This is a genomic window from Streptomyces sp. NPDC014676 (genome assembly GCF_043084105.1).
Lineage (GTDB): Bacteria > Actinomycetota > Actinomycetes > Streptomycetales > Streptomycetaceae > Streptomyces.
The window spans coordinates 24,891-40,383 of record NZ_JBIBZI010000018.1 but is presented as its reverse complement, the minus strand read 5'-3'; the positions used below and the strand labels follow the sequence as shown (position 1 = coordinate 40,383).

Here is a 15,493-nt window from a genome sequence, read left to right as displayed (position 1 = left end):
CGTGATCGAGCTGGGCGGAAGCGGCGCCGAGCCGCTGGAGGACGAGGACCCGCGACGGATCGGACCGATCCCGCTCGTCGGACGGCTCGGAGCCGGCGGCATGGGCCGTGTCTACCTCGGTGTGCACGAGGGACGGTACGCCGCGGTCAAGCAACTGCTGCCGTCGGTCGTCGCCGAGGACAAGGACTTCCTGCGCCGCTTCGGACACGAGCTGGACAACCTGGCCCGATTGCCGGAACACGCCACCGCCCCGCTGCTCGCGGGCGACCGCACCGCCCGGCCCCCGTGGTTCGCCACCGCCTACGTCCCCGGCCTCACCCTGCGCGAGGCCCTCGAAGCCCACGGGGGGCCGCTGCCCGCCGCCGCCCTGTGGCTGCTGCTGCGCGAGGCCGCGAAAGGGCTCGCCGCGGTGCACGCGCTGGACATGGTGCACCGGGACATCAAGCCGTCCAACGTCATGCTCACCCTTGACGGCCTCACCCTCATCGACTTCGGGGTGGCCCGAGCCGCCGAGCAGAGCAACATCACCATCAGCGGCATGGTGGTGGGCACCCCCGCCTACATGTCCCCCGAGCAGGCCTCGGGGGCGCGCAGGTCGACCGGGGCCGTCGACGTCTTCGCGCTGGGTTCGGTCCTCGCGTACGCGGCGAGCGGCCGGCCGCCCTTCGGGGACGAGTCCGGGCACGGCGTGCTGTACCGGATCGTGCACGAGGAACCCGACCTCGACGCCGTACGGGCCCTCGACCCCGAGCTCGCCGAGGTCGTCGCGGCCTGCCTGGACAAGGACTACGAGGGCCGGCCCACCGCCGCCGAACTGGTCGGACTCGCCGACCGGCACGGTCCGTTCACCCCGCCCCTGTGGCCGGAGGCGGTCACCGCGCAACTGGCCGAACGGGCCGCGTTCGCGGAACGGACGCCGACCGTCCCGGACCTCCCGGAGGAGCCGGAGGAGCCGGCGGGACCGGCGGGACCGGCGGTACCGGCGGTACCGGCGAAGCCCGAGGAACCGCGGGCGCCCGAGGTGTCCGGGCCGGCGCGGGAGAAGCGCGGCCGCCGGACCCGGGTGATCCCCGTGGTCATCCCCGTCGTCGTCACGACGGGCGCCACCCTCGCCTTCACGCTCCTGCCGTACACCTTCGACACCGGCGACGAGGCGGGACCCACCCCCTCCGCGTCGGTCACGGTCTCCGCCATCGCGACGCCGTCGGGGACGGCCGGCGGGTCCGGGAAGCCGTCGCCGTCCGCCGACGCGTCCGCCACGAAGGACTCCGAGGACCCGAAGGACCCCGAGGACGCGAAGAACTCGGACAAGCCGGGATCCGGCTCCCGGGAGTCACCGGCCGCGGCCGGGGCGGAGGGCACGGGCGCCGGTCCGGACGCGGACGACGGAGCCGCGAAGGGCGGCGGCAGCGGCGGGGACGACTCCTCCTCGGACACGGACACGGAGGCCGGGGCCCCGTCGACAGACGGCTTCACCCTGCGCAACGGATCGAGCGGGCGGTGCCTCACCGCCTCCGGGGGAGCCGGTTACGGCAGCGTCTCCATGGGCGACTGCACCGCCGGGGCGGCCGGCTGGAGCCTGCGGAGCGTCTCGTCCGGCACCTACCGGATCGTCCACCGGGCGTCCGGCAACTGCCTGTCCGGCTACGGTTCGACGCACAGCGCGTCCTGTGGCGCGGACACGGCTCAGGAATGGCGTCTCGGTTCCGGCGGCACCGTGATCCTCACGAACACCGGCAGGTGTCTGGAACACTCCCGGCCGAGCGGCATGGTCATGGTGCGGGTGTGCGAGGGGACGGCGACCCAGAGCTGGACCAGGAGCTGACGAGGGCGGAGGCGGTCAGCCCGCCCCGCCGCGCCCGCCGTCCCCCGGCCGGTCGTCCTTGTCCTCGTCCAGCGACCTGAGGAAGTCCGGGTTGTCGTCCGGGGCCACCCACTGCTGCCGGCCGCCGCCCCGGCCCCAGGCGGAACCGGCGGAGCCGCCCGCGGGATGCCGCTTCTTGCCGGCGATCAGCCAGGAGACCGAACCGACCAGCGGGAACAGCAGCACGAGGATCGCCCACAGCGGCTTGGGCATGTGCCGGATGTCGTCGTCCTTCGTACTGATGCAGTCGATGAACGCGTACACGCTCAGGGCCAGTGGCACGAGGAACATCAGCACCCGCAGCATGGGCCTCTCCAGCGAAAGCGGTGGGCGGTACAGGGCCAGCGTAACCGCTCGGGGATACTTGACCGCATGGCTTACGACGATCTTCGCTCCCTGCTCAGGGCGCTGGAGCGCGAGGGCGACCTCAAGCGCATCAAGGCCGAGGTCGACCCGTATCTGGAGGTCGGTGAGATCGTCGACCGGGTGCAGAAGGCCGGCGGTCCCGCGCTGCTCTTCGAGAACGTGCGCGGCTCGGACATGCCCCTCGCGATGAACGTGTACGGCACGGACCGCCGCCTGCTGAAGGCGCTGGGTCTGACGTCGTACGCGGAGATCTCCGAGAAGATCGGCGGGCTGCTGAAGCCCGAGCTGCCGCACGGGTTCGTCGGGGTGCGCGAGGCGTTCGGGAAGCTCGGCGCGATGACGCACGTACCGCCGAAGAAGGTGAAGGACGGGCCGGTGCACGAGGTCGTCCTCACCGGCGACGACGTGGACCTCGACCGGCTCCCCGCGCTGTTCACCTGGCCCAAGGACGGCGGCTCCTTCTTCAACCTGGGGCTCACCCACACCAAGGACCCGGAGACGGGCGTCCGCAACCTCGGCCTGTACCGCCTCCAGCGCCACGACAAGCGCACCATCGGCATGCACTGGCAGATCCACAAGGACAGCCGCAACCACTACCAGGTGGCCGCCCGGCGCGGCGAGCGCCTGCCCGTCGCCATCGCCTTCGGCTGCCCGCCCGCCGTGACGTACGCCTCCACCGCGCCGCTGCCCGGCGACATCGACGAGTACCTGTTCGCCGGGTTCCTGCAGGGCAAGCGGATCGAGATGGTCGACTGCAAGACCGTTCCGCTCCAGGTCCCGGCGCAGGCCGAGGTCGTCGTCGAGGGCTGGCTGGAGCCCGGCGAGATGCTGCCCGAGGGGCCGTTCGGCGACCACACCGGCTTCTACACCCCGCAGGAGCCGTTCCCCGCACTGACGATCGACTGCGTGACGATGCGCAAGCGCCCGCTGCTCCAGTCGATCGTCGTCGGCCGTCCCCCGACGGAGGACGGACCGCTCGGACGGGCGACGGAACGCTTCTTCCTCCCCCTCCTCAAGATCATCGTCCCGGACATCGTGGACTACCACCTCCCCGAGTCCGGGGGCTTCCACAACTGCGCGATCGTCTCGATCGACAAGAAGTACCCCAAGCACGCGCAGAAGGTCATGCACGCCATCTGGGGCGCCCACATGATGTCCCTGACCAAGCTGATCGTGGTCGTCGACTCCGACTGCGACGTCCACGACCTGCACGAGGTGTCCTGGCGGGCCCTCGGCAACACCGACTACGCCCGTGACCTCACCGTCGTCGAAGGCCCCGTCGACCACCTCGACCACTCCTCGTACCAGCAGTTCTGGGGCGGCAAGGCGGGCATCGACGCGACGAGGAAGTGGCCCGAGGAGGGGTACACACGCGACGGCGGCTGGCCCGACATGGTCGAGTCCGACCCGGACACCGCCGCCCTCGTCGACCGCCGCTGGAAGGAGTACGGACTGTGACCTCGGCCTCCGCAGCGCTCCCGCAGCAGCCGGGACGCACGAAAGCCTTCCTGCGCCTGGTGATGATCGAGCACTCGGTCTTCGCCCTCCCCTTCGCCTACATCGCCGCCCTCACCGCGATGTACGAGTGGGACGAGAACATCCACTGGGGCCGGCTGTTCCTGGTCACCCTCGCCATGGTCGGCCTGCGCACCTTCGCCATGGCCGCCAACCGGATCATCGACCGCGAGATCGACGCCCGTAACCCGCGCACCGCCCACCGCGAGCTGGTCACCGGCGCGATGTCGGTCCGGCACGCCTGGACGGGCGCGCTCGTCGCCCTCGCCGTCTTCCTGGGCGCGGCGGCCCTGCTCAACCCGCTCTGTCTCGCCCTCGCGCCCGTCGCCGTGATCCCGATGGTGGTGTATCCGTACGGCAAGCGGTTCACGAACTTCCCGCAGGCCATCCTCGGACTCGCCCAGGCCATGGGCCCGGTCGGCGGCTGGCTGGCCGTCACCGGCTCCTGGTCCTGGGACGCCGTCGTCCTCGGCCTCGCGGTCGGCGTCTGGATCGGCGGCTTCGACCTGATCTACGCCTGCCAGGACGTCGACACCGACCGCGAGATCGGCGTGAAGTCGGTCCCGGCCCGCTTCGGCATCCCCGCCGCGATCCGGGGCGCCCGCGCCTGCCACACCGTCACGACGGCCCTGTTCGTCTGGTACGCGCTCCTCACCGGTGCCGGCGCGTTCTTCTGGCTCGGCCTGCTGATCGTGGCCGGCGCCTTCGTCTACGAGCACACGATCGTCCGCCCGAACGACCTGTCCCGTCTCAACCGGGCGTTCTTCAGCGTCAACGGCTTCATCGGCATCGCCCTGTTCGTGTGCGCGCTGCTGGATCTGCTGGTGCGGGGGCTGACCGTGTAGAGCGCCGGTGCGCGGCCGGGAACTCAGCCCTGGGGCTCCTGCGGCTTGGCGTCGACCTCGCGCAGGCCCTGGTCCCTGAGTTCGGTGCGGGCCTCCGTGCGGTGGCCGCGGGCGATGTAGTCCCGTATGACCACCTCGATCGCGTCCTGGGGCGAGCCGACCCCCGCCAGGACCATCACTTCCACCACGAGTTCGGCGTCGAGACTGATATTGACCTTGGCCACCGTGTCCCCCTCATCGCGTCGCACCGGCACTCTAGCCGCCCGGGGCGCGGCGGTACGCGGTCGAGGCCCGACCGGTGGCCATGTAACCGCCCTTTAGTGCCCCCGACCGGTCCTGAGCGCGGACGCCCGGCGCCCGCCGGTAGGCTCAAGACGTGAACGCAGGAGAAACGCGGCGCAGGCCTTGGATCGTGGGGGTGTCCGGGGCGTCCGGTACGCCCTACGCAGCCGCTGTGCTGCGTGCGCTGCTGGCGGCGGGGGAGAGTGTCGACCTCGTCGTCAGCCGGGCCTCCCGGCTGACCCTGCTGGACGAGACCGGCATCGCCTTCCGGGACGCCCACTGGCGGGACGACCTGCGGGAATGGCTGTCCCGGGGGGCGGACGGCAAGCCGGACACGTTCACCGTCGACCTCGACGGCGTACGGCACTGGACCGCCGGTGACCTCGCGGCCGGGCCGTCCTCGGGGTCGTACCCGAGCAAGGGCATGCTGATCGTGCCCGCCTCCACGGCCTGTGTGGCCGGGGTGGCGCTCGGGCTGTCCAAGGACCTGTTGCAGCGGGCGGCGAGCGTCACCCTGAAGGAGGGGCGCACGCTGATCGTGGCCGTACGGGAGACCCCGCTGAACGGCCAGACCCTGCGGCACCTGGTGACGCTGGACGACGCGGGCGCGACCGTGGTGCCCGCCTCGCCGGCCTTCTACGCGGGCGCGACGCACATCCAGGACCTGGTGGACTTCGTCGCCGGACGCGTACTCGACGCGGCGGGTGTCGAGCACCGGCTCTACCGCCGCTGGAAGGGCGAGCTCGGCGGCGGATCCCGCCCCGACTGAGCGCTTCGGCGGCATTCCAGCACGTGCAGAACTTCAGACCTCTTCAGCGGAAGGCTTCGATCGCATGGACGCGGTGGACAGGCAGCTCATCCAGGCCCTGAGAGAGAACGGCCGGGCCTCCTACGCGGAGCTGGGGCGCCTCGTCGGCCTGTCGGGCCCCAGCGTCACCGACCGCATCAACCGGCTGGAGGCGGCCGGTGTCATCACCGGCTACCGCGCCACCGTGGACGCCGCCTCGCTCGGCCTCGGCGTGACCGCCCTGATCGGCATCTCGCTCTCCGACGCCGCCGACCACGAGGACGTGGCGCAGCGGCTGAAGGAGCTGAAGGAGATCGAGGACTGCTGGTTCATCGCCGGCGACGACTCCTTCATGCTCAAGGTGCGGGCGACCGACGTGGACGGCCTGGAGAAGATCATCCGTCGGCTGTCCGGCACCAAGGGCGTCTCCCGGACCCGTACCACCATCGTGCTCTCCACCAAGTGGGAGAACCGCGTCGGTGAGCTGCCCGAAGAGGTGGAGTAGCCGGGGCGCGGAGCGCCGTTCGGGGGTCCTCCCGCCCGAAGGGCGGGGGAGTACGGTTGACCGGGTCTGTCTGACGAGGAAAAGAGGGATCGGCATGGACGTCGGGCTCAAGCGCGAGCTGGAGGAGAAGGTCAGGGCGGGCGAACGCCTGACCCGTGAGGACGGCATCGCGCTGTACGAGTCGGACGACCTGGCCTGGCTGGGCGGGCTGGCGCACGAGGTGCGGACGCGGCTGAACGGCGACGTCGTGCACTTCAACGTCAACCGCCACCTCAACATGACGAACGTGTGCACCGCCTCCTGCGCGTACTGCTCCTTCCAGCGCAAGCCGGGGGAGAAGGACGCGTACACGATGCGCATCGAGGAGGCGGTGAAGCTCGCCAAGGCGATGGAGGGGGAGAACCTCACCGAACTGCACATCGTCAACGGGCTGCACCCGAACCTGCCGTGGCGCTACTACCCGCGCTCGCTCAGGGAGTTGAAGGCCGCGCTGCCGGAGGTCTCGCTGAAGGCGTTCACCGCCACCGAGATCCACCACTTCGAGACCATCTCCGGGCTGTCCGCCTCCGAGATCCTCGACGAGCTGATCGACGCCGGTCTCGAGTCCCTCACCGGCGGCGGCGCGGAGATCTTCGACTGGGAGGTGCGGCAGCACATCGTCGACCACCGCACCCACTGGGAGGACTGGTCGCGCATCCACCGGCTGGCGCACGGGAAGGGGCTCAAGACGCCGTGCACCATGCTGTACGGCCACATCGAGGAGCCCCGCCACCGCGTGGACCACGTGCTGCGGCTGCGTGAACTCCAGGACGAGACCGGCGGTTTCCAGGTCTTCATCCCGCTGCGCTACCAGCACGACTTCGTGGACATGAAGGACGGCAAGGTGCGCAACCGGCTCCAGGCGCGGACGCAGATGGCGACCGGGGCGGAGGCGCTGAAGACGTTCGCGGTGTCGCGGCTGCTGTTCGACAACGTGCCGCACGTCAAGGTGTTCTGGGTGATGCACGGCGTGCAGACGGCGCAGCTCGCGCTGCAGCACGGGGCGGACGACATGGACGGGTCGGTGGTCGAGTACAAGATCACGCACGACGCGGACGACTTCGGCACGCCGAACAAGCTCACCCGTGAGGATCTGCTGGACCTCATCCGCGACGCGGGGTTCCGGCCGGTGGAGCGGAACACCCGGTACGAGATCATCCGGGAGTACGAGGGCCCCGACCCGGCGCGCCGGGAGTCCCCCCAGCCGATGCGGGTGTGAGGCGAAGGGGCCCCGCCCCTCCGGCCCCGTCAGGGGGCTCCCGCCCCCTGGCCCCCGGCCCATGCCCACCCCCTTCTTGAGTGCGCCACCCCCGGGTAAGGGCTAGCATCGCCGCATGCCCCTTACCTTCACCCTCGATCCCGTCGTCACCCCCGAACTCCGCGACGGCATCCTCGACCTGTGGACCGACGTCACCAACGCCGGCGGAGCGGTCGGCTTCGTACCGCCCGTGACCCGTGAGGACATCCGCCCCGGCCTGGTGCGCCAGTTCGTGTCGATGGCGGAGGAACGCTCCCGCCTGCTCGTCGGGCACGACGAGGAGGGCGGGGTGGCGGCGACGGCGTTCCTCACCTTCAACACCCACCACCTGATGACCCACTGGCTCTGGCTCTACACGGTGATGGTCCACCCCCGCCACCAGGGCAAGGGCTACGGCCGTGACCTGCTCGCCGCCGCCGAGCGGTCCGCCCGCACCGTCGACGGCATCGAGGCGATACGGCTCGCCTGCCGCGGCGGCCTCGGCCTGGAGCGCTTCTACGCCTCCTGCGGCTACAAGGAGGTCGGCCGGGTGCCGAACGCCATCCGCGTGGCCCCCGGCGACGACCGCGACGACATCATCATGCTGCTGCCGCTGACCTGAGCCCCGCACCCCGCTGAAAGATCCACGCCCGGTCGTGCTTCACTGGACATCGTCCCTTTGGGGCGTTCTGACCGTACGCAGGGAAGAGTGGATGAGATGCTCCGCTACACACTGATGCGCCTCGGGATCTTCGTGGGCTGCCTCGTGGTCGTCTGGGGCCTCGTCTACTCCGGCCTCGCCCCGCGCGGCCTCGGCGACTCCAACGGCCTGTGGATCGTGCTGCTCGCACTGCTGATCTCGGCCCCGATCAGCTTCGTCGTGCTCCGCGAGGAGCGGGACCGGGCCTCCGAGCGGATCGTGCGGCGGGTGGACCGGGCCAAGGCCGGCCTGGAGGCCAACCGCGCCATGGAGGACACGGCCGACGACACCGCCCGCACGCAGGGCCAGACCTCGTAACGTCCGTCACACCCGCGCACCGTACCCGGGCGCCCCGGTTTCCGAACACCCCCGGAAACCGGGGCGCTTTGCGTTGTGTGGGCGCCTTTGGGTCCCCACCTCTCAAAGCAAGGCTTTGAGGATCCCAAAGTTCAGGTGTTACGGTCCTCGGGTGAAGTCAGCAGCCGTGTTCCCCACGCCCCGGAGTGTTCCGCTCGTGGCGCGCCTGCACGTGGACCTCTGCCGGGTCACCGCCGCGAACTGTCGTCCCTGACGCTCCGCCGCCACCCGCGTCCCCCCGTTCCACGTCACCGTCACATTCCTCACGCGTCCCCTCAACGGAGCATGTCCGTGTCCACGAACACGCAGTTCAAGCTGCCCGTCCGCGCGCCCTTCTGGGCCCAGATACTCGCCGGCCTCGTCCTGGGCGTCCTGCTCGGCTGGCTCGCCCGCAGCCAGGACGTCTCCTGGCTGGTCACCACCCTGGAGAAGGTCGGCGGCACCTTCATCGGCCTGCTGAAGCTGGCCGTCGCCCCGCTCGTCTTCTTCGCGATCCTGGTCTCCATCACCAACCTGCGGAAGGTCAACAACGCGGCCCGGCTGGCCTCGCGCACCCTCCTCTGGTTCATGATCACCTCGCTGATCGCGGTGGCGATCGGCCTGGTCATCGGCCTGGTCACCAACCCGGGCGCCGGCACCGGCCTCACCCCGGCGGACGGTGGCGAGCCGGAGCACACCGGCTCCTGGATCGACTTCCTCACCGGCATCGTGCCGACCGACGTCATCACGCCGTTCACCGAGCTGAACGTCCTCCAGATCGTCTTCATGGCCGCCGTCGCCGGTATCGCCGCCCTCCAGCTCGGCGAGAAGGCCCAGCCGATCCTCACCCTGAGCGAGTCCGTCCTCGAACTCCTCCAGAAGGCCCTGTGGTGGGTCATCCGCCTCGCCCCGCTCGGCACCGTCGGCCTCATCGGCAACGCCATCGCCACCTACGGCTGGGACCTGATCGGCAAGTACGCCACCTTCACCGCCGACATCTACGTCGGCTGCGCGCTCGTCCTCTTCGGCGTCTACCCGGCGCTGCTCGCGACCGTCGCCAAGGTCAGCCCGATCCAGTTCTTCAAGGGCGCCTGGCCCGCGATCCAGCTCGCCTTCGTCTCCCGCTCCTCCGTCGGCACCATGCCGCTGACCCAGAAGGTCACCGAGCGCCTCGGCGTACCGAAGGAGTACGCCTCCTTCGCCGTCCCGTTCGGCGCGACGACCAAGATGGACGGCTGCGCCGCGATCTACCCGGCCATCGCCGCGATCTTCGTCGCCCAGATCTTCGACATCCAGCTCGGCGTCGGCGACTACCTGCTGATCGCGTTCGTCTCGGTGGTGGGCTCCGCCGCCACGGCCGGCCTCACCGGCGCGACGGTCATGCTCACCCTCACCCTCTCCACCCTGGGCCTGCCCATGGAGGGCGTGGGCCTGCTCCTCGCCATCGACCCGATCCTGGACATGATCCGCACGGCCACGAACGTCGCGGGCCAGGCGCTCGTCCCGGTCATCGTCTCCGCCCGTGAGGGACTGCTCGACCGGGAGGCGTACGACTCGGTCCACTCCTCGCCGGTCGACGAGACCCCGGCCGACGAGCCCCGGCGGGTCCCCGCGGCGGCCTGACCGTCACCGTCCCCGGGACCGCGGACAAGCGGACCCGGGGACCTCACCCACCCGTCTCTTCCCGTGCTGAGGCGGTGTCCTCTCCGCGCGGCACCGTTTCAGGCGACCCGTCGGAAAACTTGATCGCCGATGTCGGTGGCTGTTGTTAGCCTCCTGTCGCTCGACTGTTCGAGGGTCGGGCGTGATCCGGGGAGGGATGTTCGTTCATGTCGGAGAGACGGGGCAAGAGAGCTTTACTGCTGGGCAGTTGCCTTGCGGCGGTGGTGGCGGGGACGGTCACGCCCGGCGCCGCGTACGCGGCGGAGCAGGCGAATCTGCCGCCCGCCGTCCAGGACCTGCGGACCGAGTTCGAGGACTGCGCGGCGGGCGACGAGCCGGCCTATGTGGAGAGCCCTCCGGTTCTCACGGCCCGGCTGACCGATCCGGCCGAGGACGACCGCATCGGATACCCGGAGCGGGTCACCGCCGAGTTCGAGATCTGGTGGTCGGACCCGGACGGTACTGAACAGCGCCGCTCCTTCACCACCCAGCCGACCTACGTGGACCGGATCCACCGCATCACCGTGCCGTCCGACATCCCGTCCGACACGGTCATCTCCTGGCACGTCCGGGCCAACGACGGTACGGCGAACTCCCCCTGGAGTTCGGAGGCACCCGGCGCCGCGTGCCGGTTCGTCCACGACGACGAGAGCCCGGCCGCTCCCGTCGTGAGCTCACCGGAGTACCCGGAGGAGACACGGTGGGTCGGCGGGGTCGGCATCTACGGCAGCTTCACCATGGACTCCCCCTCGGCGGACGTCGTCGAGTACCGGTACACCTTCCTCGGCGGCCCGCAGCGCACCGTCCGCCCCGCCGAGCCCGGCGGCCCGGCCACCATCCGCTTCGTCCCGCTGAGCAACGCCCCGCAGCGCCTCAGCGTCCAGGCCCTCGACCGCTCCGGCCGGATGAGCGGGCGCACCGACTACACGTTCTACCCGAAGGAGGCGAGCGCGCCCGTCTCCCGCTGGAAGCTCGATGACGAGGCCGGCTCCACCACGGCGGCCGCCGAGGGAGGTGAGCCGGCCCGGGCGGGAGGCGGCGTGACCTTCGGTGGTCCCGTGCCCCCGGGTGTCCCGCTCACCTCCGCGGCCACCCTCGACGGCAGCCGTCACGGCTTCCTCACCACGGACGCCCCGGCCGTCGACAGCGGCAGGACCTTCGCCGTCGGCGCCTGGGTGCGCCCGGCGGAGGACGACCGCCCCATGACCGTGCTGAGCCAGGACACCGCGTCCGGTACGGCCTACGCCCTGGCTCTGGAGGCCCCGCGGGACGCGACCGCCTCCTGGTCCTTCACCCTCGGCGACGCGAAGGTCACCGGCGGCGCTCCCGAGGCCGGTGAATGGGCCTACCTGCTCGGCGTCCACGACACCGAGACCGGGCACGCCCAGCTCTTCGTCAACGGCCACGAGGTCGGCACCAAGGCCGAGGCCGCTCCGGTCAGGGCGGACGGCGCGTTCCAGATCGGCCGGATCCGTGGCGAGAACGGCTACCGGCAGCGCTGGCACGGTGACATCGGCGACGTCCGGGCGTACGACCGCCTCGTCGTCCCGCAGGAGGTGACCGAGCTGGCCCACCGCAAGCCGAACCTGCTCGGTCACTGGTCGTTCGGCACGGCCGACGACGGCACCACGCCCGAGAACAAGGGTGGTTCGCCCCTGCGGCTCTCAGCGGGCGCGTCGATCTACCGCGGTCCGGACGACTCCTGTATCCCCGACCTCGACCCCGACTGCCCGTGGAAGCCGTACCCGCTGGTCGGCGAGGGGCACCTGACGCTGGACGGCGAAGGCGGTCACGCGGTCCTCGACACCCCCGTGGTGGACACCGGTGACAGCTTCACCCTCGGAGTCGTCGCCAAGATCGAGGAGGCCGAAGCCACCCGGCCGATGACGGTCCTCTCACAGGCCGGTGAGCACACCGACGCGTTCAAGCTGCGCTACGACCCGTCGGCGTTCGCCTGGCAGCTGGTCATGCCGGAACGGGACGAGGCAGGCGCGCCGGAGAAGGTCGTCTCGCAGGTCACGAGGCCGGACGGCAGCAGCGGCTACGGCACGCAGCTGACCGTCGTCTACGACGACGCGACCGACACGGTCAAGCTGTACGCCGACGGCTACACGAACACCGGGGCCACCGCCCGCCTCCGCGACGGCTGGACGAGCACCGGCCCGCTCCAGGTGGGCCGCGCCCGCACGGCCGACGGCTGGGGCGAGTACCTGAAGGGCGACGTCGACGAGCTCCAGGCGTACGCGGGCGCCCTGCGTGACCACGACGTCATCGGCCTGGGCCACGAGACCGATCCCTGCCTGTGCGGCTGACATCCGCCGGCGGGACGAGGGGCGCTTTCCGGCAACCACCGACAGGTGACCGTTGCTGGGAGCGCCCCTCGTCCCCGTCCGCCCGGTGGTGTGGAATCACCTGGACCACGTGCCTCACATGACGCACGTGGTCCACAGCGATGATCCGGCAGGAGACGGACCGTACGCTGTGTCCCATGGGTGCCGTGAAGACGAAGCGGATGCCGCGTGCGGTCCGTGAGCAGCAGATGCTGGACGCCGCCGTACGGACCTTCGGACAGCGGGGGTACATGGCGGCGTCGATGGACGAGATCGCCGAACTGGCGGGTGTGTCCAAGCCGTTGGTGTACCTGTACCTGAACTCCAAGGAAGACCTGTTCACCGCGTGCATCCGGCGCGAGGCGAAGGCCCTCGTCGAGGCCGTGCGCGCCGGTGCCCGCCCCGGTCTGCCGGCCGACCGCCAGCTCTGGTCGGGTCTGACGGCGTTCTTCACGCACACCGCCCGGCACCCCGACGGCTGGGCGGTGCTGCACCTCCAGGCCCGCACCCACGGTGAGGTGTTCGCCGCCGAGGTCGCCGCGATGCGCGCGGAGATCGTGGCGTTCGTGACGCAGCTCATCCTCATCGCCGCCCGCGACGCCCACCGGGACCCTGATCTGCCCGAGCGTGAGGTCTCGGGGCTCGCGGAGGCCCTGGTCGGCGCCGCCGAGTCCCTCGCGGACTGGGCCAACGCCACCCCCGGTGTCACGGCCCGGCAGTCGGCGGCGACCCTGATGAACTTCGCCTGGGCGGGGCTCGGCGACCTGATGGCCGGCCGCCGCTGGACCCCGCCGGACGACGAGCCCGTCCCGGGGACGGCTCAGAGCGGGCTGACCTCACCGGTCAGGTGAACCCGGCCGCCGTCGCCGCGCAGCGCGAAGCGTCCGCCCCGCGCCGCGTACGTCACCGTCCCCGGCAGGAGCACCGGCGCCCGGAAGTCCGCGCGGACCCGTGCCGCGTCCGGGGTGCCGTGGGCGGCGAGGCAGCGGGCCACGGTCCACATGCCGTGCGCGATGGCGCGGGGGAAGCCGAAGAGCCGGGCGGTGAGCGGGTGCAGGTGGATCGGGTTGCGGTCGCCGGACGCGGCACCGTAGCGCCGTCCGACGTCCCCGGCCAGCCGCCACTCGTCGACGGCGGGCAGGGGCTCGCGTTCCCCCTCCTGGTCCTTCCGCTGTCCGGAGGCGGTCCGGTGGCGGGCCAGATACGTGCTCCGTGACTCCCACACGACGTCCCCGCCGTCCCGCATCTCGGTGACCACGGCGGCCTGGGTGCCGCGCCGGTGCGGGGCCAGCCCGTCGACGTGCACCGTCAGTTCGTACGCGCCCGTGGCCGGTGTCGCCCGGTACCGGGTGATCCGTATCGACGTGTGGACCAGGCCCAGCAGCGGGAGCGGGAAGTCCGGCCCGCTCATCAGGCGCATGGCGAGGGGGAAGCCCAGCACGTGCGGATAGGTCACCGGCAGCGCGTCCCCGGGGCTCGCGGAGCCGGTCGGGAAGCCGCACACCCGCTCGTACGCGGTGAGCCGGGCGGTGTCGACGCGCAGGGCGGGCAGCACAAGGCGGGTGCGGGGGTAACCGGCTTCGGGACGCGGGCGCTTGAAGGGGGAGAGCAGGGCGCCGCGGGCGAGGAGCGGTGCGAGAGCGGGGGGTGCGGGGAGTTCGATCGTGGGTGTCATGAACCCTCTCACGCCCCCAGCAGGCTCTGGCCGCAGACCCGTACGACCTGCCCGTTCACCGCGCCCGAGGCCGGGTGGGCGAGCCAGGCGATGGTCTCGGCGACGTCGACGGGCAGGCCGCCCTGGGCGAGGGAGTTCATCCGGCGGCCCGCCTCGCGGATGAGCAGCGGGACGGCGGCCGTCATCCTCGTCTCGATGAACCCGGGCGCCACCGCGTTCACGGTCACCCCGTGCCCGGCGAGCGCGTGCGGCGCGAGGGCGCGGACCAGGCCGGTGATCCCGGCCTTGCTCGCCCCGTAGTTGGTCTGGCCGGCGTTTCCGGCGATCCCCGCGATGGACGCCGTGGCGACGATCCGCCCGCCGCGCCTCAGGGTCCCGGCGTCGAGCAGCGCGTCGGTGGTGCGCAGCACGCTCGCCAGGTTCACCTCCAGCACCGGACTCCAGCGCTCGGCGGGCATGTTGACCAGCCGCCGGTCACGGGTGATGCCCGCGTTGTGGACGAGGACGTCGAGGCCGTCGGGGAGGGCTTCGGCGATGCGGGCGCCCGCGTCGGCGGCGGTGATGTCGAGGGGGAGCGCCCTTCCGCCGAGCCGTTCGGCGACGCGCCGGGCGTCCGCCTCGGCCCCCGGTACGTCGAGGACGACCACCTCGGCGCCGTCCCGGGCCAGCGTCCCGGCGACCGCCTCGCCGATGCCGCGCGCGGCGCCGGTCACCAGGGCGGTACGGCCGGACAGGGGGCGGTCCACGTCGTACGGGGCGGGGGGCTCGTGCGTGCCGACGCCGATCACCTGGCCGCTGACGTAGGCCGATCTGGGGGAGAGCAGGAAGCGGAGGGTGGACTCGGCGGCGGGGGCGTCGGTGAGGCGGACCAGGTTCACGGTGACGCCCCGGCCGGTCTCCTTGCCGAGGGAGCGGGTGAAGCCCTCCAACGCCTGCTGGGCGGCGGCCTGATGGTGGTCGGCGGGGTCGAGCGGTGCGCCGAGCACCACGATCCGGCCGCTCGCGGCGAGGGACCGTACGACGGGGTGCAGGGCCGCGTGCACCCCGGCGAGCCCGTCGACGTCCCGTATCCCGGTGGCGTCCAGGACGACGGCGGCGGGCCGGCCGGTGTCGTCCGGGGCGGGTCCCGTGCGGGCGAGTACGGGGGCGAGGTCGAGGCCGGACTTCCCGGCTGTCAGGTGGAGCAGGCCGCCGTCCAGCTCCGGCCGCTCCGGTGACCAGCGCCGCAGCGTCGCCGGCTGGGGCAGGCCCAGGCGGCGTGTGAGGAAGCGGCCGGGCGCGGTGCCGGTGAAGCCGAGATAACGGTCGGCCATGGGGGATTCCTCCGTGACTGCTCCGAGGCGTGCTTAC

At 71.6% G+C, this 15,493-nt stretch carries 16 protein-coding genes; 12 read left to right on the top strand and 4 right to left on the bottom strand.

All coding sequences use genetic code 11. The features are described 5' to 3' along the window. Position 1 precedes the first annotated feature (1 nt). Positions 2–1,825: a protein kinase gene (locus tag ACF1DX_RS34185; protein ID WP_391795148.1), complete on the top strand. Its 1,824-nt coding sequence runs from the start codon at positions 2–4 to the stop codon at positions 1,823–1,825. A 15-nt stretch (positions 1,826–1,840) separates the two neighbouring features. Here the strand turns inward: ACF1DX_RS34185 and ACF1DX_RS34180 are convergent, their stop codons facing one another. Continuing rightward, positions 1,841–2,170, bottom strand: coding sequence for a PLD nuclease N-terminal domain-containing protein (locus tag ACF1DX_RS34180; RefSeq protein ID WP_391795053.1), 330 nt, complete (start codon positions 2,168–2,170; stop codon positions 1,841–1,843). Positions 2,171–2,236: 66 nt separating this feature from the next. On the opposite strand from ACF1DX_RS34180, the gene ACF1DX_RS34175 reads away from it, so the two are divergent. Then, complete coding sequence (locus ACF1DX_RS34175) at positions 2,237–3,688, top strand: menaquinone biosynthesis decarboxylase (protein WP_391795052.1); 1,452 nt, start codon at positions 2,237–2,239, stop codon at positions 3,686–3,688. Next, complete coding sequence (gene mqnP / locus ACF1DX_RS34170) at positions 3,685–4,590, top strand: menaquinone biosynthesis prenyltransferase MqnP (RefSeq protein ID WP_391795051.1); 906 nt, start codon at positions 3,685–3,687, stop codon at positions 4,588–4,590. The genes ACF1DX_RS34175 and mqnP overlap by 4 nt, the downstream gene beginning before the upstream one ends. A gap of 23 nt (positions 4,591–4,613) precedes the next feature. Here mqnP and ACF1DX_RS34165 read toward each other — a convergent pair whose 3' ends face one another. Then, positions 4,614–4,814, bottom strand: a complete 201-nt coding sequence (locus tag ACF1DX_RS34165; protein ID WP_391795147.1) for a type II toxin-antitoxin system VapB family antitoxin — start codon at positions 4,812–4,814, stop codon at positions 4,614–4,616. Between the two features lie 152 nt (positions 4,815–4,966). Here ACF1DX_RS34165 and ACF1DX_RS34160 point away from each other — a divergent pair, with 152 nt between their 5' ends. From ACF1DX_RS34160 to ACF1DX_RS34120, 9 genes are all read left to right on the top strand, one after another. Then, positions 4,967–5,641, top strand: coding sequence for a UbiX family flavin prenyltransferase (locus ACF1DX_RS34160; RefSeq protein WP_391795050.1), 675 nt, complete (start codon positions 4,967–4,969; stop codon positions 5,639–5,641). Between the two features lie 64 nt (positions 5,642–5,705). After that, complete coding sequence (locus ACF1DX_RS34155; RefSeq protein ID WP_391795049.1) at positions 5,706–6,164, top strand: Lrp/AsnC family transcriptional regulator; 459 nt, start codon at positions 5,706–5,708, stop codon at positions 6,162–6,164. 94 nt (positions 6,165–6,258) lie between these two features. Beyond that, positions 6,259–7,422, top strand: a complete 1,164-nt coding sequence (gene mqnE / locus ACF1DX_RS34150) for an aminofutalosine synthase MqnE (protein WP_391795047.1) — start codon at positions 6,259–6,261, stop codon at positions 7,420–7,422. Between the two features lie 115 nt (positions 7,423–7,537). Continuing rightward, entirely contained in the window at positions 7,538–8,062 is a 525-nt protein-coding gene (locus ACF1DX_RS34145) for a GNAT family N-acetyltransferase (protein WP_391795046.1), read from the top strand. 96 nt (positions 8,063–8,158) lie between these two features. Continuing rightward, complete coding sequence (locus ACF1DX_RS34140; RefSeq protein ID WP_391795045.1) at positions 8,159–8,458, top strand: DUF4229 domain-containing protein; 300 nt, start codon at positions 8,159–8,161, stop codon at positions 8,456–8,458. 151 nt (positions 8,459–8,609) lie between these two features. Then, a complete protein-coding gene (locus tag ACF1DX_RS34135) occupies positions 8,610–8,711 on the top strand; it encodes a putative leader peptide (protein ID WP_311709939.1) in 102 nt (33 codons plus the stop codon). 71 nt (positions 8,712–8,782) lie between these two features. Then, entirely contained in the window at positions 8,783–10,099 is a 1,317-nt protein-coding gene (locus ACF1DX_RS34130) for a dicarboxylate/amino acid:cation symporter (RefSeq protein WP_391795044.1), read from the top strand. A gap of 206 nt (positions 10,100–10,305) precedes the next feature. Beyond that, the gene (locus ACF1DX_RS34125; RefSeq protein WP_391795043.1) at positions 10,306–12,450 is read left to right on the top strand and encodes a LamG domain-containing protein; all 2,145 of its coding nucleotides are present in this window, start codon (positions 10,306–10,308) and stop codon (positions 12,448–12,450) included. A gap of 176 nt (positions 12,451–12,626) precedes the next feature. Further along, positions 12,627–13,319: a TetR/AcrR family transcriptional regulator gene (locus tag ACF1DX_RS34120; RefSeq protein ID WP_391795042.1), complete on the top strand. Its 693-nt coding sequence runs from the start codon at positions 12,627–12,629 to the stop codon at positions 13,317–13,319. Here ACF1DX_RS34120 and ACF1DX_RS34115 read toward each other — a convergent pair. Both ACF1DX_RS34115 and ACF1DX_RS34110 read right to left on the bottom strand, forming a co-directional pair. Beyond that, positions 13,289–14,143, bottom strand: coding sequence for a MaoC/PaaZ C-terminal domain-containing protein (locus tag ACF1DX_RS34115; RefSeq protein ID WP_391795041.1), 855 nt, complete (start codon positions 14,141–14,143; stop codon positions 13,289–13,291). The genes ACF1DX_RS34120 and ACF1DX_RS34115 overlap by 31 nt on opposite strands. 8 nt (positions 14,144–14,151) lie before the next feature. Next, the gene (locus ACF1DX_RS34110) at positions 14,152–15,456 is read right to left on the bottom strand and encodes a 3-oxoacyl-ACP reductase (protein WP_391795040.1); all 1,305 of its coding nucleotides are present in this window, start codon (positions 15,454–15,456) and stop codon (positions 14,152–14,154) included. Positions 15,457–15,493 lie beyond the last annotated feature (37 nt).

Excerpts from the sequence above, each read along its gene's own strand:
- ACF1DX_RS34180 (WP_391795053.1), bottom strand. The coding sequence starts at position 2,170 with ATGCTGCGGGTGCTGATGTTCCTCGTGCCACTGGCCCTGAGCGTGTAC.
- ACF1DX_RS34175 (WP_391795052.1), top strand. The coding sequence starts at position 2,237 with ATGGCTTACGACGATCTTCGCTCCCTGCTCAGGGCGCTGGAGCGCGAG.
- ACF1DX_RS34155 (WP_391795049.1), top strand. The coding sequence starts at position 5,706 with ATGGACGCGGTGGACAGGCAGCTCATCCAGGCCCTGAGAGAGAACGGC.
- mqnE (WP_391795047.1), top strand. The coding sequence starts at position 6,259 with ATGGACGTCGGGCTCAAGCGCGAGCTGGAGGAGAAGGTCAGGGCGGGC.
- ACF1DX_RS34145 (WP_391795046.1), top strand. The coding sequence starts at position 7,538 with ATGCCCCTTACCTTCACCCTCGATCCCGTCGTCACCCCCGAACTCCGC.
- ACF1DX_RS34140 (WP_391795045.1), top strand. The coding sequence starts at position 8,159 with ATGCTCCGCTACACACTGATGCGCCTCGGGATCTTCGTGGGCTGCCTC.
- ACF1DX_RS34130 (WP_391795044.1), top strand. The coding sequence starts at position 8,783 with ATGTCCGTGTCCACGAACACGCAGTTCAAGCTGCCCGTCCGCGCGCCC.
- ACF1DX_RS34125 (WP_391795043.1), top strand. The coding sequence starts at position 10,306 with ATGTCGGAGAGACGGGGCAAGAGAGCTTTACTGCTGGGCAGTTGCCTT.
- ACF1DX_RS34120 (WP_391795042.1), top strand. The coding sequence starts at position 12,627 with ATGGGTGCCGTGAAGACGAAGCGGATGCCGCGTGCGGTCCGTGAGCAG.
- ACF1DX_RS34115 (WP_391795041.1), bottom strand. The coding sequence starts at position 14,143 with ATGACACCCACGATCGAACTCCCCGCACCCCCCGCTCTCGCACCGCTC.
- ACF1DX_RS34110 (WP_391795040.1), bottom strand. The coding sequence starts at position 15,456 with ATGGCCGACCGTTATCTCGGCTTCACCGGCACCGCGCCCGGCCGCTTC.